The organism is Janthinobacterium sp. 35 (assembly GCF_002754575.1).
Lineage (GTDB): Bacteria > Pseudomonadota > Gammaproteobacteria > Burkholderiales > Burkholderiaceae_D > Janthinobacterium > Janthinobacterium tructae.
Window position 1 is genome coordinate 2,186,195 of sequence record NZ_PEFN01000001.1, and the last position, 22,961, is coordinate 2,209,155.

A 22,961-nucleotide genomic window follows, 5' to 3' on the forward strand; every position below is an offset into this window, starting at 1 on the left:
ATTATTGGCCGACTTGGCGGATGACAAACGTCGTCGCCAGTGGCAGTTTAGAGGCGGCAAGACGGAAAGCTTCCCGTGCCAGCGCTTCATCAACGCCATCCATTTCGTACAGTACTTTGCCTGGCTGAATTTCAGCGACGTAGTACTCAGGATTACCCTTACCGTTACCCATACGGACTTCAGCCGGTTTGTTCGAAATCGGTTTGTCCGGGAAAATACGGATCCAGATACGGCCACCGCGCTTGATGTGACGCGTCATTGCACGACGCGCCGCTTCAATTTGACGCGCAGTGATACGACCGCGCGCAACTGCCTTCAGACCGAATTCGCCAAACGACACGGCGGTGCCGCGGCTGTGCGAAATACCGGTATTACGGCCTTTCTGCTCTTTACGATACTTTCTGCGTGCTGGTTGCAGCATGATTATTCTCCTGCTTTCTCAGCTGGTGCTGCTGCGGCGGCCGGTTTAGCGGCGGTACGCACACGTGCACCTGGTGCTGTGGATGGTTTCGCACCGGCACCGGCTGGACGTGGACGGCCAGCTGGCTTGCCATCGTCACGGCGTGGGCCGCGGCTTTTCTTCTCGTCAGCTGGGGTATCGATGACTGGTGCATCGCCGTTAGGCGCGCGGTCACCTTTGTATACCCACACCTTGACACCGATGATGCCGTAGGTGGTCGACGCTTCGCTGGTACCGTAGTCGATATCGGCGCGCAGGGTATGCAGAGGCACGCGGCCTTCGCGGTACCACTCTTTACGCGCGATTTCGATACCGTTCAGACGGCCGGACGACATGATCTTGATACCGAGAGCACCCAGGCGCATTGCATTTTGCATTGCACGCTTCATGGCGCGGCGGAACATGATCCGTTTTTCCAGCTGCTGAGCGATCGAATCGGCGATCAGTTGCGAGTCGATTTCTGGCTTGCGAATTTCTTCGATGTTCACGTGAACAGGTACGCCCATGATCTTGGTCAGCGCGGACTTCAGTACTTCGATGTCTTCGCCTTTTTTACCAATGACCACGCCTGGACGCGAGCTGTAGATCGTGAAGCGCGCGTTCTTGGCTGGGCGCTCGATAACGATGCGACCAACGGATGCGTTCTTCAGTTTCTTTTTCAGGTAAGCACGTGCTTTCAAGTCTTCGTTCAGCATGGCAGCGAAATTACCGTTGCCTGCATACCAGCGCGAAGCCCAGTTACGGGTGACCGCCAGACGGAAACCGGTTGGATGAATTTTCTGACCCATCGTGGCTCCTTAGTTACCGACAGTCACGTAAACGTGACAGGATTGTTTCGAAATACGGTCGCCACGGCCTTTTGCACGCGCGGTGAAGCGCTTCAGGACGGGGCCCTTTTCGACGTAGATCGTTTTCACGAACAATTCGTCGATGTCCGCACCATCATTGTGCTCGGCATTCGCAATAGCGGATTCCAGAACACGTTTGATGATCGCAGCACCTTTTTTCGGGCTGAATTGCAAGATGTTGAGTGCAGCGTCAACTTTCTTGCCACGGATCAGGTCAGCAACCAGGCGGCCCTTTTGGTCCGACAGGCGCACACCTTTGAGGATAGCTTTAGTTTCCATTATTTCTTAGCCTTTTTGTCAGCTGCATGGCCCTTGAACGTACGGGTCAGTGCGAATTCGCCGAGCTTGTGACCAACCATGTTTTCGGAAACATAAACCGGCACGTGCAGCTTGCCGTTATGAACCGCGATCGTCAGGCCGATAAAGTCAGGCATGATTGTCGAACGACGCGACCAGGTTTTGATTGGCTTTTTGTCTTTGGCTGCTTGCGCGGCTTCAACTTTTTTCACCAGGTGGGCGTCACAGAACGGCCCTTTTTTCAATGAACGTGTCATGTGCTACCCCTTATTTCTTGCCGCGGCGCGAGACGATCATGGAAGTCGTACGCTTGTTGCTGCGTGTTTTCTTACCCTTGGTCTGTTGGCCCCATGGCGAAACTGGATGACGACCAGCTGCTGTTTTACCTTCACCACCACCGTGCGGGTGATCGACCGGGTTCATGACCACACCGCGAACGGTAGGACGAACACCGCGCCAGCGCATCGCGCCAGCTTTACCGATTTTACGCAGGCTGTGCTCGGCATTACCGACTTCACCAACCGTTGCACGGCACTCGATGTGCACGCGACGTACTTCACCCGAGCGCAGACGCACTTGAGCATAGGTACCTTCACGTGCCATCAGCACAACGCCAGCGCCAGCGGTACGTGCCATTTGGGCACCTTTACCTGGCAGCATTTCGACGCAATGCATCACGGTACCGACTGGGATGTTACGGATTGGCAAGCAGTTACCCGATTTGATCGGTGCTTCCGAACCGTTCATCACGCTGTCGCCAACGGCCATGCCTTTGGTTGCGATGATGTAGTGACGTTCGCCGTCGGCGTAGCACAACAGAGCGATATTCGCGGTGCGGTTTGGATCGTATTCGATACGTTCCACTTTCGCTGGAATACCATCTTTGGTGCGCTTGAAGTCGATCAAGCGATAGTGTTGCTTATGACCACCACCGATATGACGGGTGGTGATGTGACCGTTGTTGTTACGACCAGCGGTCTTGGATTTCTTTTCAACCAGGGCAGCGAACGGACGACCTTTGTACAGGTCTGGGTTCACCACCTTTACCATGCCGCGACGGCCTGGCGAGGTTGGTTTCATCTTAACGAGTGCCATTATGCAGCCTCCTCGGAGAAGTTGATTTCCTGGCCAGGCTTCAGGCACACGAAAGCACGCTTGGTATGGTTACGACGACCGTTGAACTTGCCGGTGCGTTTCTGCTTACCTTCGCGGTTTGCAGTTTGCACGGACAGGACTTCAACCTTGAACAGCAGTTCGACCGCTGCCTTGATTTCAGGCTTGGTTGCATCCGGCAGTACGCGGAATACAATTTGCTCGTTCTTTTCCGCGACCATGGTGGCCTTCTCGGAAATCACGGGCGCCAACAGCACCTTCATCAAGCGTTCTTCGCTATGTTTCAAAATCGCGCTCATGCCAGCATCTCCTCAATCTTGGCCAATGCAGCTTTGGTGACCAGGATCTTCTTGTAGAACACCAGGGACATCGGATCTGCGTGACGTGGCTCAACGACGAGTACGTTAGGCAGGTTGCGCGATGCCAGTTCCAGGTTTTCGTTCAGAACGTCGGTGATGATCAGAACCGAATCAAAGCCCAGGCCGTTCAATTTTTGCGACAACAGCTTGGTCTTTGGCGCGTCGATCGTCAGATCGTCGATGACGATCAGGCGCTCTTCGCGAGCCAGCTGCGACAGAATCGAGCAGATACCTGCGCGATACATCTTTTTATTCACTTTGTGGGTGAAGTTTTCGTCAGGCGAGTTCGGGAAAATCCGACCACCGCCGCGCCACAGTGGCGAGGACGACATACCAGCACGAGCGCGGCCGGTACCTTTTTGGCGCCATGGCTTTTTCGTCGTGTGGTGAACTTCTTCACGGTCTTTTTGCTTGCGGTTACCACTACGTGCATTCGCTTGATACGCGATGACGACTTGGTGGATCAGCGCTTCATTGTAGTCACGGCCGAAAATCGTATCGGCTGCAGCAACGTTCGAGGCGGCTTGACCTTGCGCATTCAGAAGCTTGAGTTCCATCGTTTAAGCTCCCTTCTTGGCTTTGGTTTTGATGGCTGGCGAGACAACTACCTGGCCATTTTTCGCACCTGGAATCGCGCCTTTGACCAGCAACAGCTGACGGTCGGCATCGATACGGGCGATCACGAGGTTCTGGATCGTACGGTTAACGTCACCCAGATGACCGGTCATGCGCTTACCAGGGAAAACGCGACCTGGATCTTGTGCCATACCGATGGAACCTGGAACGTTGTGCGAACGCGAGTTACCGTGCGTTGCACGGCCAGAAGAGAAGTGATAACGTTTGATAACGCCTGCATAGCCTTTACCAATGGTAACGCCTTGCACGTCGATCTTTTGACCGACTTCGAACAGGGAAGCAGCGACAACATCGCCAGCTTTCAGTTCAGCGGCTTTAGCAGCATCGACACGGAACTCTTTCAACAGAGTACCGGCTTCAACGCCAGCTTTAGCGTGATGACCAGCAACAGCTTTGGTCACGCGGGAAGCGCGACGTTGACCGAATGCGACCTGAACAGCGGAGTAGCCATCTGTTTCAGGGGTTTTGATTTGCGCAACACGGTTGTTCGATACGTCCAACACGGTGACCGGGATCGAGTCCCCTTCATCCGTGAAAATGCGCATCATACCAACCTTGCGACCGAGAAGGCCTAGGCTCATTTTTTCTCCATTCCCACCTGCGATTGGGCGGGGCTTGTTTAACTACAAAGTAACGTAGGATCCAAAAAAGACGAATCCATACCGAAGCCGGCTAGTATATAGCACAAAAACCCTTGACGCAACAAGTTAACACGAGGTATGTCAAAGTGTTGCGCGACGCCCCTGCGACAGTTGTCAGGGGCGCTGCAAAGGTCGGCTAATGTAGCACACATCGCCTATTCATGCGGCTCTGCAGCGGGTGCCACTGCGCCCTTGCCCACTTGATACCAGTCAACTTTGCGTGTCGCCACCATGATGGCGGCCAGCACGGCGAACAACAGGATGCTGCCCATCACCAGCGCATTGTTTTCCGAGCTCAGCAAGCCATACAGGGCGCCATACAGCGCCGTCAGCGCCATGCCGAAGCCGATGCCGCGCCAGGCATTGTGCAGCACGTGCGCCAGGTAAAAGCTGGTCAGCGCGATACAGGCGGCGCTGGCGATCAGGTAGGCGGCGAGGAAGGCGATGTGCTCGGCCAGGCCCACCAGCAGCAGGAAGAAGATCACCAGCGACAGGCCCACCAGCAAGTACTGCACCGGGTGGATCGGCAGGCTCTTCAGGATTTCAAAGATGAAGAAGGCGGCAAAGGTCAGTGCCACGAACAGCAAGCCATACTTGGTGGCACGGTCCGATTGCGAATACACGTTCACCGGCTCGATGAAGCCCACGCTGAAGCGGTCCACCTGGCCCAGCGGCGCACTGTCGGGCACCTTGAATTCCCCCTCGATCGTGTTCAGCTGCGTTTGTGCATTGGTCGCCAGCGAGGAGATGCTCCACTCGACCTGAAAGCCATCGGCGTTGATCTGGCGGTGTTTCGGCGACGGCAGGAAGCGCCCGCCAAACTGCGGATGGGGCCAGTTCGACTTGATGCTGATCTGGCTGTTTTTCGCCACCGGCACGAAATGCTGGCGTTCGATGCCGTCCAGCCCCAGGTCAAAGCTGAATTTCACCTGCTGCGCTTGCGCCAGCGGCATGGCGCCCAGCGGCGCGTGCAGGCCGCTGCGGAAGGCAAACAGGTCGGTGCCCTGCTCGAACTCGATCTGGCGCCCGCCCCAGTCGATTTTCGGGATATTGCGGATGCCGCGCACGTCCTCGATCGATAGCGCGACGAAAGGCGTGCCCAGGGTCACGCGCGAGTCCGGCGACTTGCGCGGCAACTGCGTGCTGGCCGGTACCGTAAAATCTCCCTTGAAGGCATGCTGACCGCTGTACACCAGCACCTGGTGGATACCACGGTAGCGGCGGTCGGTCTCGATGGTGCCTTCCTGCAGCAAAAAGTTCGGGTACACCAGCAAGCGGCGCTGCACCGTGCGGTGCAGCAACTCCGTGCGCACAGGCGCTTTCGCTTCCCTGTCATCGCCTTTGGCCACTTCCACGCGCTCTTCATATTGCTCCGTGTAGGGGATCACCAGGATAGGACCGATGATGGTTTGTTCGCGCACCGAATCGGCGGCGATGCTATTGACGGCTTCCTGGCGGAATTCCATCCGCTCCTTGATCGTTTCCTGAATCATCAGCAGAGGCAGGCCGATCAGCAACATCAGGCCGAACACGATCAACGCTTTGACTAACAGAGTTTTTTGCATGGCGCATCCTTGAAGTAAGGCGGCCAGTGTAGAAAAAACATGTGCGCTGATGATGCGTTGCGTGTGAAGTCAAAAAATACACTCAGGCCAGCGGCAGGCACAGGCGCGCGCAGGCACCACCTTCCGAATGATTGAGCACTTCGGCCGTGCCGCCATGCAGGGAAGCGACCTCGCGCACGAAGGGCAGGCCCAGGCCCGTGCTCTTGCCAGCAGTCGGGCGCGGCAGGGAATAAAAGCGCTCAAAGATACGTTCCAGCGCATACGCGGGGATGCCCTCGCCGCGGTCGCGCACGGCAATTTCCACCTGGCTGCCGTGGCGCTGCGCCGTCAGCTCGATGCAGCTGCCCGGTGGCGCGAAGCCGGCCGCGTTGTCGAGCAGGTTGCCCAGCGCCTGGCGCAGCAACAGGGCGTCGCCCGCCACACTCCCCTCTTCCGCCCGCACCTGCAAGCGCACGCCGCGCGCCGCCAGGGTGGCGGCCGCGTCCTGCGCCACTTGCGCCAGCAGCGGCCCCAGCGCGATACGCTCGGGCTTATCCAATCGCTGCTGCTTTTCCACGCGCACCAGGGCCAGCAGCTTGTCGATCAGCTGCCGCTGGCGCGCATTCTGTTCCAGGATACTGGCGAGGAACTGGCGCCGCTCGGCCGGCGGCATGTCTTCCTGCAGCAGCTCGGCCGATGCCTGGATGGCGGCGATCGGGCTTTTCAATTCATGCGCCAGGGTGTGCATAAGCTGCTCCACGTATTCCTTGCCTTCCAGGCGCGTGCGCATCGCCTCCAGCGCCCGCCCCAGGGTGCCGATCTCGTTGTTGCCCAGCGCCGGCAGCGCCACCTTGCGCCCTGCTTCCACGTCGCCGATGTAATGCATCAGCTTGCCCAGCGCATGGTGCAGCCACCAGGCGAATGCCAGACCGATCAGCAACGACAGCAGCAACAGGATGGCGCCGCGCTGCAATATCTTGCGCTGGCTGCGCTCGACAAAGGCTTGCACGCTGGCATTCGGTTTGGCCACCGTCAGCACGCCGATCACTGCATTGCCGTCGCGGATCGGTGCGGCCACGTGCATCACCGTCGACATCTCGTCGTCGGGCCGGCTGCGCGTGCTGCGCGCGCCATACTTGCCCTGCAAGGTGAGATATACGTCATTCCAGCGCGAATAGTCGCGCCCCACGTCGCGGCCGCTGGAATCGAACAGCACGATGCCGTGCCGGTCCGTGATGGTGATACGGTAGTCAAGCGTGCGCTTGCGCACGCCATTGATATTGACGTCCACGCCATGGCGCGCATAGTCCTGCATGCGCTCGGCCAAGGGCGACTGTGCCAGCGTGCCCGCCTTCAAATCGGGGGCCACCAGGCTGGCCAGCAGTTGCGAGGTATCGACCAGGGTATCTTCCAGGGTCGAGCGCACACCCGGCTTGACCTGCTCCATGAAGACGTTCAGCAAGAACCACGCGGCCAGGCCGACGATCAGGAAGTAGCCGAGCAGGATGCGCAGGCCGATCTTCATGCGCCGGCCAGGCTGTAGCCGAGGCCACGGTGGGTGTGGATGGGGTCGGCCTGCGCATCGATGGCGCGCAGCTTGGCACGCAGCGATTTGACGTGCGCATCGACGGTGCGCTCGAGCGTGTCGGGCGCTGCGCTCCACACGCGCGCCATCAGTTGCGCGCGCGACAGCACGTGGCCCGGGTGTTCCAGCAGGGTTTTCAGCAGCAGGTACTCGTAACGGGTCAGGTCCAGCGGCTGGCCGTGAAACAGTACTTTTGCCTCCAGCACGCGCAGTTCGAAGCGCGCCGGCGCCGGCGCGCTCGCCGTGACGGCATCGGCGCTCATCATGCCAGTCTCGCGCAGCGCTGGCGCGGCGCCGGCGCGGCGCAGGATGACGCGGATGCGCGCCACCAGTTCGCGCGGCGAGAACGGCTTGGTGACGTAATCATCGGCGCCGATTTCCAGGCCGACGATACGGTCGATTTCATCGCTGCGGGCCGTCAGGAAAATCACCGGCACCTCGGAAAACTGGCGCAGCCGGCGGCATACTTCCAGCCCGCTCATGTCGGGCAAGCCGATATCGAGCACCACCAGTTGCGGTGCGGCCTCACTGCGCAGCACGGCAAGCGCCTGCTCACCCAAGGTCACATGGCGCGGCGTAAAGCCGTCCGTGCGCAAGGCATAGGCGATGCTGTCGGCGATCGCCTGTTCATCTTCCACGATCAGGACAGTCTTGGACATGGCGGCGGCACACATTAATGGACAAGTCCGGAGTATCCCTGAAGCGGGCAAGCGGCGTCAATCGCGCGCCTTGTCGTGCGCGGGCAAAAAGCCGCCCGAGCTAAGGCTGGGCGACGTGGATGCTGGCCTTGATGTGCTTGAGGTGGGCCACGATAGTGAACGTCATCACCACCAGCAGCGACCATGAACTCCATTTGCTGACATGCACCACCGACCAGGCGCCAAGCTGGTTCGGATAACGCCACACGCCCCAGAAAGTGCTGATGTTTTCGGCCAGCCAGATAAAGAAGCCGACCAGCACAAAACCGAGCAGCAAGGGCATGCTGCGGTCGCGGTCGAGCGGACGGAACACCACGCTGGTGCGCGCGTACAAGCCCAGCGCACAGGCGGCCAGATACCAGCGGTAGTCGCCGATGTAGTGATGGGTGAAGAAGTTGGCGTAGATGAGCAGCGCGATCAGCACCGCCATCCAGTACGGCGGATGGTGGCGGATCCGCATGTCGAGCAGGCGCCAGGTCTGGATGATATAGCTGCCGACGGCCGCATACATGAAGCCGGAAAACAGGGGCACGCCGAACACCTTGGTATAGGCGAAGTCGGGATAGCTCCAGGACTGGATCGTCCCCGAGACCTTGAACACTTCCAGCGCGAAGCCGACCGCATGAAACAGGCAGATGGCTTTCAACTCATCCCACGTTTCCAGCCCGCTCCATACCATGGCAACCTGGATCGCCAGCGCGACCAGCAGCAGCACGTCATAGCGCGGCAGACCGAACAGGCCGGCGCGCGGCACCAGGAACACGGCAGCAAAAAACAGCCCGACGAACAGGCACGCCCTCGCCTCCTTGATGCCGAAATACAGGAATTCGGTCAGGAAGCGCGGCCAGCCGCGCAAGCGCAGACGTGGAGTCGCATTTAACAGGTGGGTATCGAGGGCATTGAGCATGCGGCAACTTTATCGTCCAGCCTCAGCACTGTAAAGCGATATCCCCCCATGCATCGATGGCAGGGCAAAAAAAAACCAGGCACGAGGCCTGGTTTTTGACACGCCCGGCATTGGCACCGGGCGGTGGGGTATCAACTGACGATGATCAGAGGAAGGTGTAGCTGGCCGTTACGCCGATACGACGCATCTGGAACGTATCAGCATAGCCGGAACGCCATTGAATTGGCGCTGCCTTGTCGAACATGTTATCCACGTACAGGCTCAGACGCGTGTTCTTGATGCCGCTGTACGACAGGTTGTAGTCGACCGTCGTATTGCTGCCGACGCGCGAGCATGCTGCCATGTTGTCTGCAGAGACTGCATTCGTGGCGCAGTAGGTCGGCGACGAATCGTCGTTGTTGCTATAGCCGCTGGCATAGTTCAGGGTCATGCCGTGGTCGAAGGAGCCGGCCTTCAGGCTGGCGCGCAGCTTGGTGTTCAGACGCGAACCCAGGGCCCAGTTACCCGCCATGTTGCCAGCATAAGCATTATCGGTCACGCTGAACTCCTGATACTTCCACAGGTAGCTACCTTCCAGTTTCAGGCGAACCTGGCCGATACTGGTGTTGAAACGGCCACCCGCATCAAAGTCGAAGCCCGAAGCACGGGTCTTGCCGCTGTTGACGTATGGGTTGAACAACAGGCCGATCGCACCAACGCCACCGAAGTTGGTCGTATTGTTCGGTGCGTATTTTTTCACCAGTGCCAGGAATTGCGCATCGGAAGCCGAGTTATCGACACGCACCAGCTGTCCGGCTGGCAGACCAGCTTCGCCGCGCAGGATGTCAGCCACGGCACGGGTGCCGATTTCGTCCTTGCGTTCGATATGGTAGTAGTCCAGTGCCACGGTCCAGTTCTTGACCGGTTCGAAAACGAAACCAGCGGTGACCGAACGCGAGGTTTCCGGTTTCAAGTCCTTGTTCGCCGACACGAAAGTCGGTACGCCGCCCGAGCAATCGCTATTCTGGAAGGTGTTGCCCTGCGCCTTGTCAGCGCTGGTGACTGCTGGATTGCTCTGCACCAGCTTGTTCAAGGCACTGGCGGTGGCGCAGCGGCGTGGATCGCTGATTTTAGTGGCAAACGAGCTGCGGCCCAGACCGTTACCGGTTTCAACGATGTTAGGCGCGCGGAAGCCGCCAGCGGCCGTGGCACGCAGCAACAGGGTATCGGTTGCGTTGACGCGCAAGCCCAGCTTCGGCGAGAAGTGCACGTCGCTGTTGGTGGACTTGTCGGCACGTACCGCGGCGCTCACTTCCACACGCTTGACCACCGGAATGGTCGCTTCCGCGAACAGCGCGTAGTGATCCATGGTGTCCTTGACCTGCAGGCCGGCGATGCCGACCAGGTCACCACGCAGCACGTTGTCCGAGCTGGCCATCTCATACTTTTCGCGGCGGATATCGGTACCGAATGCCACGTTCAAAGGACCGGCAGGCAGTTGCGCCACTTCACCGGACACGGTTGCGTCGACGAAGGTGATTTTCGACTCGCCCTTGGTGGTACGTACAGGGAACATCGATTCCAGCAGCGCGGTATCGTTTTGCTGGCCGAACTTGTAAGTGCCGTTGACGATGGCATTGTTGTAGCCGGTGGCGCTCACGGCACGGGTGGCCTTGGTGGCTTTCGAGTTCATGTAACCGACTGCGGATTTCCAGTCGAAATTGCCGATATCGCCGTTCAGGCTCAGCATGACGCGCGTCTGGTCGGACTCGGTGCGGTTGAAGTTGAAGCCGTTGCCGGTGTCCATCATGCGGGCACGGTATTCCACCGGTACGCCGTAAGGGTTGTTGGCGTGGCCAACTGGCAATTTTGGATAGAAGTATGGACCGACCATCTTGCCGTTGATCGCATCGTACCAGGTGCTCGACGACGTGGTGGCGCTACCATTGCTGACGTTGAACGGCGCGACGATGTAGTCGTTGCTGGCGCCGGCATTGGTGATCTCGAAGTTGGCATCGATGCTCTTGCCGATACGGAAGTGCGTGTTGCTGGCCAGCGCATAGCGCTTGGCATTGGTCGTCAGGCCGGTGTAGGGCAAGACATCCATCTTGCACAGCTTGTCCTTGGCATCGATCTTGTCGGCCGGGCAGCCGGGCGCAGCAACGATGTTCGTGCTGTTCAGGAAGTAATTGCCGGTTGGCGAAAACGAGCTTGGGGCGTCCCAGGTCGAACGAAGCGGGGTCTGGCGGTGCCAGTCCGGATAGTGGCTGCGCAGGTCGTCAGCGGTGTAACCATCGTTTTTGTAGGCTTCGTACGTCAGGTAGGTGTTGAAACCATCCTTGTCGATATCGCCGTAACCGATGATGCCGGAAACATTGCGGCTGCGCTGGTCTTTGAAACCGTCGGTTTCCTTGTAGTTGCCGGTGATCTTGGCGCCTTCAAAGTTTTTCAGCAGGATGATGTTGATTACGCCAGCGATGGCGTCGGAACCGTAGATTGCCGAAGCGCCGTCTTTCAGGATCTCGATGCGCTCGATGGCGGCAGCCGGGATCGCGTCCAGGTTGGTGAAGTTTTGTTGTGCGCCATCGGCGAGGCCGTATTGTGCAATGCGGCGGCCATTGACCAGCACCAGGGTAGCGACCTTGCCCAGGCCACGCATGCCCACGCCCGAGGAGCCCGTAGCAAAGCTGCCGGAGCTGGAGCTTGCCGAGTCGATCGAGGTGCTGATGGCGGCGGAGGAATTCAGGATGCCCAGCGCCGTGGTCTGGCCGGTGCGCTCGATGTCGTCGCGGGTCAGAACCTGCAGCGAGCCGGCTGTTTCAGCTTCGGTACGCTTGATACTACTACCGGTGACTTCGACGCGCTGCAGTTTTTCTACAGGCTCGGCAGTTGTTTGTGCTGTGGCGTATTGAGAGAAGGCTAATGTCAATGCAATTGCAAGCGTGCTTTTCTTCAACCGTGGTGTATTGTTATTTACCGTACTTTTCAAGACTACTCCTCAAATATTATTTTCGTTTTGTAAATCGATACGTCTTGTTGACCGTTTTTGTAAAAAAGTCATACATTCCCGCCGTATATTACAAATTTCTCACATTGAGGCCACGCAAGGAAGGGGAAAATTAACAATTGTTGTTTTAATCCGACTTTATCCGCCAACTTGTTGTTTTCCGGGATCAATTTGGCCTGTGCCGGCCTGCTCCGCCAGTTTGGATAACGAGAGAAAAAGAAAGTAAAGCGGAGAAAGAGAACGGGAGAGTGAAAGATGTACGGCGTAAACACAATACTGCGGGCCAATAGCAATGGGGCCGGGCGCACTCACGCTTGTGAGCAGGCCCGGCCCCATCATCAGGCAGCGGGACACCCCGCCGGCCTGGAACAGCTGTCAATACCTGGTGCTACGGTATTGTCAGCCGCCCTTGAAACTCTTATTGCAGTTTGATTTCGACATCAACACCAGCTGGCAGGTCCAGCTTCATCAGCGCGTCAACGGTTTTGTCCGTTGGGTCAACGATGTCCATCAGGCGTTGGTGCGTACGGATCTCGAACTGATCGCGCGAAGTTTTGTTGACGTGCGGGGAACGCAGCACATCGAAACGCTGAATACGGGTAGGCAGTGGTACTGGGCCTTTGACGACAGCGCCGGTGCGCTTCGCGGTTTCAACGATTTCCAGAGCGGACTGGTCGATCAGTTTGTAATCGAAAGCCTTCAGGCGGATACGGATTTTTTGGTTTGGTGCCGACATGATATTTCCTTAAAAGAACGAACCGCGCAGTCTGCACGGCAATGAGGTCATACGGGAATTTCTGACGCAACAACCGTCAGGGTCGACATGATAGCACCAAAATGCTTGCCAACCCCGCCAGTTGAATAAAAAGAAGGGCGCCGGGCGACGACGCGTCTTCTTTTATGCAGGCTTAAGAATTAAGCCAGGATTTTTGCAACAACACCAGCGCCGACGGTACGACCGCCTTCGCGGATAGCGAAGCGCAGGCCTTCTTCCATCGCGATCGGGTTGATCAGCTTGACGGTGATCGACACGTTATCGCCTGGCATAACCATTTCTTTGTCTGCTGGCAACTCGATCGAACCAGTCACGTCCGTTGTGCGGAAGTAGAACTGTGGACGATAGTTGTTGAAGAATGGCGTATGACGGCCGCCTTCGTCTTTCGACAGAACATAGATCTCGCCGGTGAAGTGCGCATGCGGCTTGATCGAGCCTGGCTTGGCCAGAACTTGACCACGTTGCACGTCTTCACGCTTGGTGCCGCGCAGCAGCAGACCAACGTTGTCGCCTGCTTGACCTTGGTCCAGCAGTTTGCGGAACATTTCCACGCCGGTGCAAGTCGTTTTGACGGTATCGATAATACCAACGATTTCGATCTCTTCGCCGACTTTAACAATGCCGCGCTCGATACGACCGGTCACAACGGTACCGCGACCCGAGATCGAGAACACGTCTTCCACTGGCATCAGGAAAGCACCGTCAACAGCGCGCTCTGGCGTTGGGATGTACGAATCGAGGGCATCGGCCAGACGCAGCACTGCATCCACGCCCATTTCGCCTTCTTTGCCTTCCAGCGCCATACGTGCCGAACCTTTGATGATAGGCACGTCGTCGCCAGGGAACTCATACTTCGACAACAGCTCGCGCACTTCCATTTCAACCAGTTCCAGCAGCTCTGCGTCGTCGACCAGGTCGCACTTGTTCAGGAACACGATGATGTATGGAACGCCAACTTGGCGGGCCAGCAGGATGTGTTCGCGGGTCTGTGGCATTGGGCCGTCAGCTGCGGAGCATACCAGGATCGCGCCGTCCATCTGCGCGGCACCGGTAATCATGTTTTTGATGTAATCGGCGTGGCCTGGGCAGTCAACGTGCGCGTAGTGACGCGCTGCCGTTTCGTACTCGACGTGAGCGGTGTTAATCGTGATACCGCGCGCTTTTTCTTCTGGTGCTGCATCGATCTGGTCGTATGCTTTAGCTTCGCCGCCGAATTTCTTCGACAGAACCGTTGCGATTGCAGCGGTCAGCGTGGTTTTACCGTGGTCGACGTGGCCGATGGTGCCGACGTTGACGTGCGGCTTGGTCCGTTCGAATTTACCTTTTGCCATTTTATTCTTCCTTAGAACAATGATTTAAATGTAGGGACCGGCATTCTCGTGAAAGCCGGCCCGGAACTTCTATTACTTAGCTTTCGAGCTTACGATCGCTTCAGTCACATGCTTAGGTGCTTCAGCATAGTGCTTGAATTCCATCGTGTAAGTCGCACGACCTTGGGTCGACGAACGCAACGATGTGGCGTAACCGAACATTTCCGACAGAGGCACTTCGGCCTTGATGATCTTGCCGCCACCACCAGCAATTTCATCCATGCCTTGCACCATACCGCGACGCGACGACAGATCGCCCATCACGGTACCGGCGTAGTCTTCCGGCGTTTCCACTTCCACGGCCATCATCGGCTCCAGGATGACAGGCGATGCTTTGCGGCAGCCATCTTTGAATGCCATCGAAGCGGCCATGCGGAATGCATTTTCGTTCGAGTCAACATCATGGTACGAACCGAAGAACAGCGTGACTTTCACGTCAACAACTGGATAACCAGCCATCACGCCCGAAGTCAGCGTGTCGCGCACACCTTTTTCAACTGCAGGGATGTATTCGCGAGGAACGGTACCGCCCTTGATCGCGTCAACGAATTCGAAACCCTTGCCCGGTTCTTGCGGTTCGATCTTCAGAACCACGTGACCGTATTGACCACGACCACCCGATTGCTTGACGAATTTGCCTTCCGACTCTTCGCACACTTTACGGATCGTTTCGCGGTAAGCCACTTGTGGCTTGCCGACGGTCGCTTCAACGTTGAATTCGCGCTTCATGCGGTCAACGATGATGTCCAGATGCAACTCGCCCATACCGGCGATGATGGTCTGGCCCGATTCTTCATCGGTACGCACGCGGAACGATGGATCTTCTGCTGCCAGGCGGTTCAGCGCCAGGCCCATTTTTTCCTGGTCGGCCTTGGTTTTTGGCTCGACTGCCTGCGAAATCACCGGCTCAGGGAAGACCATGCGCTCCAGAACGACGCTTGCCTTTTCGTCGCAAAGCGTATCGCCAGTGGTGGTGTCTTTCAGACCCACGACGGCAGCGATGTCGCCAGCGCGCATTTCCTTGATTTCTTCGCGCTCATTGGCTTGCATCTGTACGATACGGCCAATACGCTCACGCTTCTGCTTCACGGAGTTCAGGACCGAATCGCCCGAATTCAACGTGCCCGAATAGCAGCGGATGAAGCACAACTGACCGACGAACGGATCGGTTGCGATCTTGAACGCCAATGCCGAGAATTTCTCATTGTCGTCAGCAGCACGTTCAACTGGCTGCTCGTCCTCGTCCAGACCTGGGACAGGTGGAATGTCGATTGGCGATGGCAGGTACTCGATGACCGCGTCCAACATGGCTTGTACGCCCTTGTTTTTAAAGGCGGTACCGCACAGCATTGGAACGATTTCGCTGGCGATGGTACGCTGACGCAGAGCAGCCTTGATCTCGGCTTCCGTCAGGTCGCCTTCTTCCAGGTACTTGTTCATCAGTTCTTCGGACGCTTCAGCAGCGGCCTCAACCATGTTTTCGCGCCACTTGGCAGCTTCAGCCGCCAGATTCGCTGGAATTTCGCCGTATTCAAACTTCATGCCTTGCGAAGCGTCATCCCAGATGACCGCTTTCATCTTGACCAGATCGATAACACCGGTAAAGAGGTCTTCAGCGCCGATAGGCATCTGAATTGGCACTGGGTTGGCCTTCAGACGCGAACGCATCTGATCGTAGACCTTGAAGAAGTTGGCGCCGGTACGGTCCATCTTGTTCACGAAGGCCAGACGTGGCACTTTGTATTTGTTAGCCTGGCGCCAAACCGTTTCCGATTGTGGCTGCACGCCGCCGACTGCACAGTAAACCATGCAGGCGCCATCCAACACGCGCATCGAACGTTCTACTTCAATGGTGAAGTCAACGTGGCCTGGGGTGTCGATGATGTTGATGTGATGCGGAGGGAAATTGTTTGCCATGCCCTTCCAGAAGCACGTAACAGCAGCCGAGGTAATCGTGATGCCGCGCTCTTGCTCTTGCGCCATCCAGTCGGTGGTGGCAGCGCCATCATGGACTTCGCCCAGCTTGTGGTTCACGCCCGTGTAGAACAGGACGCGCTCGGTGGTGGTCGTCTTACCTGCATCGATGTGAGCGGAGATACCGATATTGCGGTAGCGCTCAATGGGGGTCTTGCGGGCCATAATTAATCCTAAATGAATGGACAAAACCGAGCAGCATTTTTTTGCAAAAATGAGCCCGGCCTCGAACAACAGATGCTTGACAGCCGCCTTGCGGTAGCTGGCTTTATATTAGAAGCGGAAATGCGAGAACGCTTTGTTCGCTTCAGCCATACGATGGACTTCGTCGCGTTTTTTCATCGCGCCGCCACGGCTTTCAGCCGCTTCCATCAGCTCACCGCCGAGGCGTTGTGGCATCGATTTTTCGCTGCGCTTGTTAGCAGCTTCACGCAACCAACGCATGGACAGAGCCATACGACGGACTGGGCGAACTTCGACCGGCACCTGGTAGTTTGCACCACCGACGCGACGGGATTTCACCTCAACCAGCGGCTTGGCGTTGTTGATTGCGGTAACAAAAACTTCGAGCGGATCTTTGCCCGATTTTGCTGCGATGTGCTCGAAAGCACCGTAGATGATGTTTTCTGCAACCGATTTCTTACCGGACAGCATCAGCACGTTTACAAATTTAGCGACATCAGTGTTGCCGAATTTTGGATCTGGCAAAATTTCGCGCTTGGGTACTTCACGACGACGTGGCATATCAATTCCTTTCAATCTTCAGTTGAGCGCGCGTTCTTCGCACACTCGCGGACGACCATCATAGTCTTCCACTTACTCGACCAGATGCGGTCGACTACATTCACTTAGCTAGTTGCCACTGAGCGAAACTTGGGTTTGCTGCGTACAACTTATTACTTCTTGCCTGCTTTAGCGCGCTTGGTACCGTACTTCGAACGCGATTGCTTACGGTCTTTAACGCCTTGGGTATCCAGAGCACCGCGAACCATGTGGTAACGCACACCCGGCAAATCCTTGACGCGACCGCCGCGCAACAGCACAACACTATGCTCTTGCAGGTTATGGCCTTCACCGCCAATGTACGAAATGACTTCGAAACCATTGGTCAGGCGAACTTTAGCGACTTTACGCAGAGCCGAGTTAGGCTTCTTTGGAGTCGTGGTGTAAACACGTGTGCAAACGCCACGTTTTTGCGGGCTGTTTTCCAGCGCCGGCGATTTGCTCTTCACGGTCAAAGCGACGCGTGGATTGCGAATCAATTGATTGATGGTTGGCATCGTTATAAATCCAACAAAAAACTACGATTAATAACCCGGGCAAGATGCCCGGCGACTAAAACCTCGTCCCACTTTCATCTACTGCGCACCGGAGGCGCCCGCAGCCACTCGTTAAGGAGCGGCCATGAAATGCCAAGTAATGCGTAAACGATGAGCAGAATAAAATCGAGAACTCGCTAGTTTAGACCTTGTGTTACAGGGGGTCAATCAGTTTACCGCTTTTTGCTATAAAAAAAGGCAAAAAAGAGGCGTTTTTGTGGCATTTTGACTAATCTTTGGCTGCGGTGCGCAGACGCCGGCACCTTGTGGTGCTTGATGATTTGGCACTCTTTCTCTGCAACCAAGCATCTGGCACGCGCATTCTTGTACGACCGCAAGACAACAAAAGGATTGATAATAGCGGACATTTTTCGCTGCCCTCCCGCCCTCCCTTATGCGCTTCTTGCTTCGCCCTGCCACTCTGTTCCTGCTCCTGACGTATGCCTTGCTGACGGCCGTGCCCTTCGTCCCCGCGCTGCTGGGGCGTGCGCCCGAGCATCCCTGGCAGATGCTCACCTTCGAGCTGCTGGCCTGGCTGGCTGTCTGGAGCGTGTTCAAGCGCCCCGCCTGGTTCCACTGGCTGCTGGTGCCCGCCTTCCTGGCCCTGCCGACGGAAATCTACCTATTCATCTTCTATGGCCAGGGCATTTCCACGCACCACCTGGGCATCATCTTCGAAACCAGCCCCAAGGAAGCGATGGAATTCCTCGGGCAAAAAGTGTGGCTGATGGGCGCCGTCATGCTGGGCGTGATCGCCTGGTGCGGTCTGGCTTGGTATGCCGCCACGCGCACGCGCGACCTCGACTGGCGCGGCAAGACGCGCCTGGCCGCCTTCGTGCTGCTGACACTGCTGGGCGGTTTCTGGTGGTATGGCTACGAATTCGGTTTCGAGGCCAAGGTTCTGCATGGCGCGCCAGCATCGGCCAAGGCCAGCCATCCGGCGGCCAGCGGCAAGGCGGGCGCCTCCGGCTTCGGCGACGCCAGCTCGGCCGAAGACGACACGGCCGAGGAAGACGAGGAAAGCAGCAAGCCGGAGAATGCCAGCGTCGCCGGCGCCGACGAAACGGGCTTGGGCTGGCCCAGCCTGCCCCACTGGGCACGCCTGCCCTACGCCTTCGACACCATCAGCAATTCCTGGCCATTCGGCCTGGCCGCGCGCGGCTTCGATTTCTACAAGGAACGCAAGTACCTGGCCGAGCTGGGACAGAAAAGCAGCAACTTCCGTTTCGGCGCGCACCAGCAACAGCCCGATGCCCATCCGGAAGTGGTGGTCATGGTGATCGGCGAATCGTCGCGCTACGACCGCTGGAGCCTGAATGGCTACGAACGCGACACCAATCCCCTGCTGAAACAGGAGCGCAACCTGGTGCCGCTGGCCGACGTCATCACGGCCGTGTCCGCCACGCGCCTGTCCGTGCCCGTCATCATCTCGCGCAAGCCGGCCACGCAAAGCCTCAAGGATGGCTTCTCGGAAAAATCCTTCCTCACCGCCTACAAGGAAGCGGGCTTCAAGACTTACTGGCTGTCGAACCAGATCTCGTTCGGCCAGTTCGATACGCCCGTGTCCGTGTTTGCCAAGGAAGCGGACGTGGTGCAATTTTTAAACCTGGGCGGCTTTACCAACAATTCGAACTTCGACCAGATCCTGTTCGACCCGTTCAAGAACGCGCTGGCCGATCCGGCGCCGAAAAAACTCATCGTGCTGCACACGCTGGGCAGCCACTGGAACTACAGCCAGCGCTATCCGAAGCAATTCGACAAGTGGCAGCCATCGCTGTTCGGCGTCAACAAGCCCGTCTACACGGACACGGCCATCAAGCCGCAGCTTAACAACAGCTACGACAGTTCCATCCTGTACACGGACTGGTTCCTGTCGAACGTGATCGGCATGCTGAAGGACGATGGCCAGCGCACCGCCCTGCGCAGCTCGCTCGTCTACGTGGCCGACCATGGCCAGACCCTGTACGACGGCACCTGCCGCCTGGCCTTCCATGGCCACAACACGCAATTCGAATTTCACGTGCCCGCCTTCGTCTGGTATTCGCCGCAATTCCAGCAGCACTATCCGGACAAGGTGACGCAGCTGCAGCGCCATCAGAAGGCGCGCCTGTCGACGGAAAACATGTTCCACACGCTGCTCGACCTGGGCGACATCCGCTTTGCCGGCGAACAGCCCGAATGGAGCATCGCCAGCGCCCGCTTCAAGCAGCACAAGCGCTACGTCGATAGCTACGGCTGGACCAACTACGACAACGCCATCATCCGTGGCGATTGCCGCGAAGTGATCGACAAGAGCACGCCGGAAAAACAGGACAAGTAAGGGCGGCCATCAGGCCCGTTCGAGCACGCCGCCGCAATCGGCCGGCTGCGCCATGTGCGTGCTGAGCCAGTCGAAGACGCGGCCCGCCTTGTCCGCGATGCCGGCGTCGAAATCGCGCTGCGCCAGCAGGGCGATGCCATTTGTTGCTTGCAGCACGCCGGGCGCCAGCAGCAGCGCGCCGGCCTCATCGCGGCACACGCACCACGGTGCCAGGCAGTCTTCCAGCAGCGGCCCCAGCACCAGGTTGTGCGACGAGACGATCACCAGGTGGCGCGCGGCCAGGGAATGCAGCACGGCGGCCGCGGCCGCCACCGATTCGAGGTGGTTGGTGCCGCGGAAAATCTCGTCGATCAGGAACAAGGCCGGCACCCCCGCTTCGGCCAGCGCCAGCAATTCGCGCGCGCGCCGCAATTCGGCGATATAGAGACTTTCGCCACCATCGAACGAATCTTCATTCTGCATGCTCGAATACAGGGGCAGCATGGGTACCCGGGCCGTCTGCGCATAGCAAAAGCCGAAGGCGCGCGCACTGATCAGATTGAGGCCCACGGCGCGCAGCAAGGTACTCTTGCCGATGGCATTCAGGCCCGAGATGAAGGCGCCGCGACCATCGAGCTGCAGCGACAGCGGCATGGCGCCGTCCAGCAGCGGATGCACCATGGCATCGAGCGACAACTGCCGCGCATCGGCTTGCTGCGCCCAGCAAAACTGTGCGCGACCGCGCAGGTGGCGCGCCAGAGCCAGGTCCGCCTCCAGGTCGGCCAGCAGCAGGAAACTCTGGCGCAAGAAGGCGCGTTCGCGCCGCACCACGCGCAGGCTGTGAAAGTAGCGCCGGATATTGCCCAGCATGAGCCAGTCATCATATTCGCTCAGCACAGGAATCATCTTGATCCAGCGTACCGGCGTGATCTGGCGGTTGATCACGCCGGCAGCCCGCCCACCTTCGCGCAGGTCCACCGTGAACGCCATATCGAGCGCGCCCAGGCGGCCATGCACCAGCAGTATCTGCTGCAAGGTAAAGACGCTGCGCTCCCACGGTTTGCAACGCTCGTAAAAACGCATCTGCAACGCCATCAGCGAGAGCCAGACGGGCACCGCGACGGCCCATGCCAGCGGCGCAAACAGCCACGCGGCCAGCAGCGACACCAACAGCGCCAGGGTCGGCAGCAGCAGCCAGCGGCTCCACCACGGTGGTGCTGGCGGCGCAGCGCCGCACAGCAGCGCTGCCACTTCCCTGTCTGCCGTGCGCAGCGGCAGCATGGCTTGCTCGATCACCGCCAGCTGTGCCGGCGCGGCCAGCAAGGCCGCGATACGCGCCCGCGAGGCGGCGCCCGCCATGCCGCTGGCCAGGCGCTGATGCAATCGCTGTTGGCCAAGAATGCTGGTCTGCGTGGCCAGTTGCGCATGGTAGGCGTCCAGCAGCATTTCATCCCAGGTCTGTTCATCGAGCTGGACCGGGCCAGCTTCGACCTGCTGCAACACGGCAATGTCGCTGCGGGCAAACGGGTAATCGAATTCCGCCGGTTCAGGCAGGCTGGCAAACTGGCGCAGCCAGGGACGCAGGCGGGCAAAAAGGGAGGGCGAAGGCGACATCATGCTCCAAAGTAGAGGACCAGCATGGCGCCGCACGCCATCACTGCATGGGCCGCAGATCAGGTCGATTGCCAGAATATCAATATTCATGCGCACACGCCGCGACACTGCCGCGCACGCGGACACCGCCTGGACAGCGCGGACACGGCGGACAGCCGGACGCCAAAAAATTTTCCGATTCAAATCAACGACTTGATAACTGGCACGGATCGTGCATTGGAAAAATCATTCTCCACGAGACCTGACCATGATTCGCGATACTTCCTCCCAAGACGCCGTGCTGTCCGCCCCACCGGGCCAGCGCCACAAGCAACGTGCCCTGCTGCTGGCCGGCGCCGTCATCGTCATCGGCGGCGCCATCGCTGCCGTTGCCGGCTGGCGCAACAGCGAGCATTCCGTCAACAGCAGCCGCCTGCGCATCGCCGAGGTCACGCGCGGCACCCTGATTCGCGACGCCGCCGTGAATGGCCGCGTGGTGGCCGCCATCAGTCCCACCCTGTACTCGACCACGGTAGCGACCGTAACCCTGAAGGCCAAGGCCGGCGACACGGTGAAAAAGGGCGACATCCTGGCCGTGCTGGAATCGCCTGACCTGTCCGACGCCTTGAAGCGCGAGCAATCGAGCGTGCAGCAACTGGAAGCCGAGGTAGCGCGCCAGCAGATCCTGGCAAAAAAACAGAAGCTGCTGGCGCGGCGCGAAGCCGATACGGCGGAAATCGAACGCCTGTCCGCGCAGCGTACGCTGGAACGCTATGAAAGCGTGGCGCAGGTGGGCATCATCGCCAAGATCGATTACCAGAAGGCCAAGGATGCCTTGAATTCTGCCGACATCCGCAGCAAGCACGCTTCGCAGGCGGCAGGCCTGGAAAGCGAAGACGTGACCCTGGCCTTGAAAACCAAGGCGAATGAACTGGAACGCCAGCGCCTGAGCCGTGACAACGCCCAGCGCCGGGTCGACGAACTGACCGTGCGCGCCCCCGTCAACGGCTTCATCGGCACCCTGTCGGTCGCCAACCGCAGCGTGGTGCAAGCCAATACCGCCCTGATGACCCTGGTCGACCTGTCGCAGCTGGAAGTGGAGCTGGAAGTGCCGGAAACGTATGTGGCCGACATGGGCCTGGGCATGCGCGCGGAAATCGAAACGGGCGCCATCAAGGCGACAGGGAAACTGTCGGCGCTGTCGCCCGAAGTGGTCAAAAACCAGGTACTGGCGCGCGTGCGTTTCGATGGCCAGCAGCCAGCTGGCCTGCGCCAGAACCAGCGCGTCACGGCACGCCTGCTGATCGATGAAAAACCGAATGTGCTGATGCTGGCGCGCGGCTCCTTCGTCGAAGCCGAAGGCGGCCGTTTCGCCTACGTCGTGCGCGACGGCGTGGCGATGCGCACGCCGATCAAACTGGGCGCGACCAGCGTCACGGCAGTGGAAATCCGCGATGGCTTGAAACTGGGCGACAAGGTGGTCGTCGCCGGCACGGAAAACTTCGCGAACGCCGCGCGCGTCTCGCTCAACTGAATCTCCTTCATTTCACTCTACAA

The 22,961-nt window shown here is 58.5% G+C and carries 21 protein-coding genes; 2 read left to right on the forward strand and 19 right to left on the reverse strand.

From position 1 onward, the window contains the following. Position 1 precedes the first annotated feature (1 nt). The 18 genes from rplP to rpsL form a co-directional block, all read right to left on the reverse strand. The gene (rplP, locus tag CLU93_RS09850) at positions 2-421 is read right to left on the reverse strand and encodes a 50S ribosomal protein L16 (RefSeq protein ID WP_010394411.1); all 420 of its coding nucleotides are present in this window, start codon (positions 419-421) and stop codon (positions 2-4) included. A 2-nt stretch (positions 422-423) separates the two neighbouring features. Then, on the reverse strand, positions 424-1,248 hold the full coding sequence (gene rpsC, locus CLU93_RS09855; RefSeq protein WP_034753199.1) for a 30S ribosomal protein S3: 825 nt from the start codon (positions 1,246-1,248) through the stop codon (positions 424-426). 9 nt (positions 1,249-1,257) lie between these two features. Continuing rightward, positions 1,258-1,590: a 50S ribosomal protein L22 gene (gene rplV, locus CLU93_RS09860; protein ID WP_170840583.1), complete on the reverse strand. Its 333-nt coding sequence runs from the start codon at positions 1,588-1,590 to the stop codon at positions 1,258-1,260. Beyond that, complete coding sequence (rpsS, locus tag CLU93_RS09865) at positions 1,587-1,862, reverse strand: 30S ribosomal protein S19 (protein ID WP_008444295.1); 276 nt, start codon at positions 1,860-1,862, stop codon at positions 1,587-1,589. The genes rplV and rpsS overlap by 4 nt, the downstream gene beginning before the upstream one ends. Before the next feature lie 10 nt (positions 1,863-1,872). Continuing rightward, complete coding sequence (rplB, locus tag CLU93_RS09870; RefSeq protein WP_010394400.1) at positions 1,873-2,700, reverse strand: 50S ribosomal protein L2; 828 nt, start codon at positions 2,698-2,700, stop codon at positions 1,873-1,875. Then, on the reverse strand, positions 2,700-3,017 hold the full coding sequence (gene rplW, locus CLU93_RS09875; RefSeq protein WP_010394398.1) for a 50S ribosomal protein L23: 318 nt from the start codon (positions 3,015-3,017) through the stop codon (positions 2,700-2,702). Before rplW ends, rplB begins: the two co-directional genes overlap by 1 nt. Continuing rightward, positions 3,014-3,634, reverse strand: coding sequence for a 50S ribosomal protein L4 (gene rplD, locus CLU93_RS09880; RefSeq protein ID WP_034753197.1), 621 nt, complete (start codon positions 3,632-3,634; stop codon positions 3,014-3,016). The genes rplW and rplD overlap by 4 nt, the downstream gene beginning before the upstream one ends. 3 nt (positions 3,635-3,637) lie before the next feature. Then, entirely contained in the window at positions 3,638-4,294 is a 657-nt protein-coding gene (rplC, locus tag CLU93_RS09885) for a 50S ribosomal protein L3 (protein ID WP_071079769.1), read from the reverse strand. 215 nt (positions 4,295-4,509) lie between these two features. Then, complete coding sequence (gene creD, locus CLU93_RS09890) at positions 4,510-5,919, reverse strand: cell envelope integrity protein CreD (RefSeq protein WP_099760931.1); 1,410 nt, start codon at positions 5,917-5,919, stop codon at positions 4,510-4,512. 82 nt (positions 5,920-6,001) lie between these two features. Beyond that, complete coding sequence (creC, locus tag CLU93_RS09895; protein ID WP_099760932.1) at positions 6,002-7,423, reverse strand: two-component system sensor histidine kinase CreC; 1,422 nt, start codon at positions 7,421-7,423, stop codon at positions 6,002-6,004. Beyond that, entirely contained in the window at positions 7,420-8,142 is a 723-nt protein-coding gene (gene creB / locus CLU93_RS09900; protein ID WP_099764321.1) for a two-component system response regulator CreB, read from the reverse strand. Before creB ends, creC begins: the two co-directional genes overlap by 4 nt. A gap of 100 nt (positions 8,143-8,242) precedes the next feature. Next, positions 8,243-9,088 carry a DUF817 domain-containing protein gene (locus CLU93_RS09905; RefSeq protein WP_096233421.1) on the reverse strand — a complete coding sequence of 282 codons (846 nt, stop codon included), beginning with the start codon at positions 9,086-9,088 and terminating at the stop codon, positions 8,243-8,245. 145 nt (positions 9,089-9,233) lie between these two features. After that, positions 9,234-11,996, reverse strand: coding sequence for a TonB-dependent receptor plug domain-containing protein (locus CLU93_RS09910; RefSeq protein WP_257224921.1), 2,763 nt, complete (start codon positions 11,994-11,996; stop codon positions 9,234-9,236). A gap of 496 nt (positions 11,997-12,492) precedes the next feature. Further along, complete coding sequence (rpsJ, locus tag CLU93_RS09915; RefSeq protein ID WP_010394389.1) at positions 12,493-12,810, reverse strand: 30S ribosomal protein S10; 318 nt, start codon at positions 12,808-12,810, stop codon at positions 12,493-12,495. A 179-nt stretch (positions 12,811-12,989) separates the two neighbouring features. Next, positions 12,990-14,180 carry an elongation factor Tu gene (gene tuf / locus CLU93_RS09920; protein WP_096233366.1) on the reverse strand — a complete coding sequence of 397 codons (1,191 nt, stop codon included), beginning with the start codon at positions 14,178-14,180 and terminating at the stop codon, positions 12,990-12,992. Positions 14,181-14,252: 72 nt separating this feature from the next. After that, positions 14,253-16,358 (reverse strand): elongation factor G, encoded by a 2,106-nt coding sequence (gene fusA / locus CLU93_RS09925; protein WP_099760934.1) that lies wholly within the window; start codon positions 16,356-16,358, stop codon positions 14,253-14,255. Positions 16,359-16,466: 108 nt separating this feature from the next. Next, complete coding sequence (rpsG, locus tag CLU93_RS09930; protein ID WP_065310159.1) at positions 16,467-16,937, reverse strand: 30S ribosomal protein S7; 471 nt, start codon at positions 16,935-16,937, stop codon at positions 16,467-16,469. A gap of 152 nt (positions 16,938-17,089) precedes the next feature. Continuing rightward, complete coding sequence (rpsL, locus tag CLU93_RS09935; RefSeq protein ID WP_010394376.1) at positions 17,090-17,473, reverse strand: 30S ribosomal protein S12; 384 nt, start codon at positions 17,471-17,473, stop codon at positions 17,090-17,092. 433 nt (positions 17,474-17,906) lie between these two features. Here rpsL and CLU93_RS09940 point away from each other — a divergent pair, with 433 nt between their 5' ends. Further along, positions 17,907-19,832 carry a phosphoethanolamine transferase gene (locus CLU93_RS09940; protein WP_143451728.1) on the forward strand — a complete coding sequence of 642 codons (1,926 nt, stop codon included), beginning with the start codon at positions 17,907-17,909 and terminating at the stop codon, positions 19,830-19,832. A 9-nt stretch (positions 19,833-19,841) separates the two neighbouring features. Here CLU93_RS09940 and CLU93_RS09945 read toward each other — a convergent pair whose 3' ends face one another. Continuing rightward, a complete protein-coding gene (locus tag CLU93_RS09945; RefSeq protein WP_257224922.1) occupies positions 19,842-21,515 on the reverse strand; it encodes a MutS-related protein in 1,674 nt (557 codons plus the stop codon). 157 nt (positions 21,516-21,672) lie between these two features. On the opposite strand from CLU93_RS09945, the gene CLU93_RS09950 reads away from it, so the two are divergent. After that, positions 21,673-22,938: an efflux RND transporter periplasmic adaptor subunit gene (locus tag CLU93_RS09950; RefSeq protein ID WP_099760936.1), complete on the forward strand. Its 1,266-nt coding sequence runs from the start codon at positions 21,673-21,675 to the stop codon at positions 22,936-22,938. Positions 22,939-22,961: the final 23 nt, after the last annotated feature.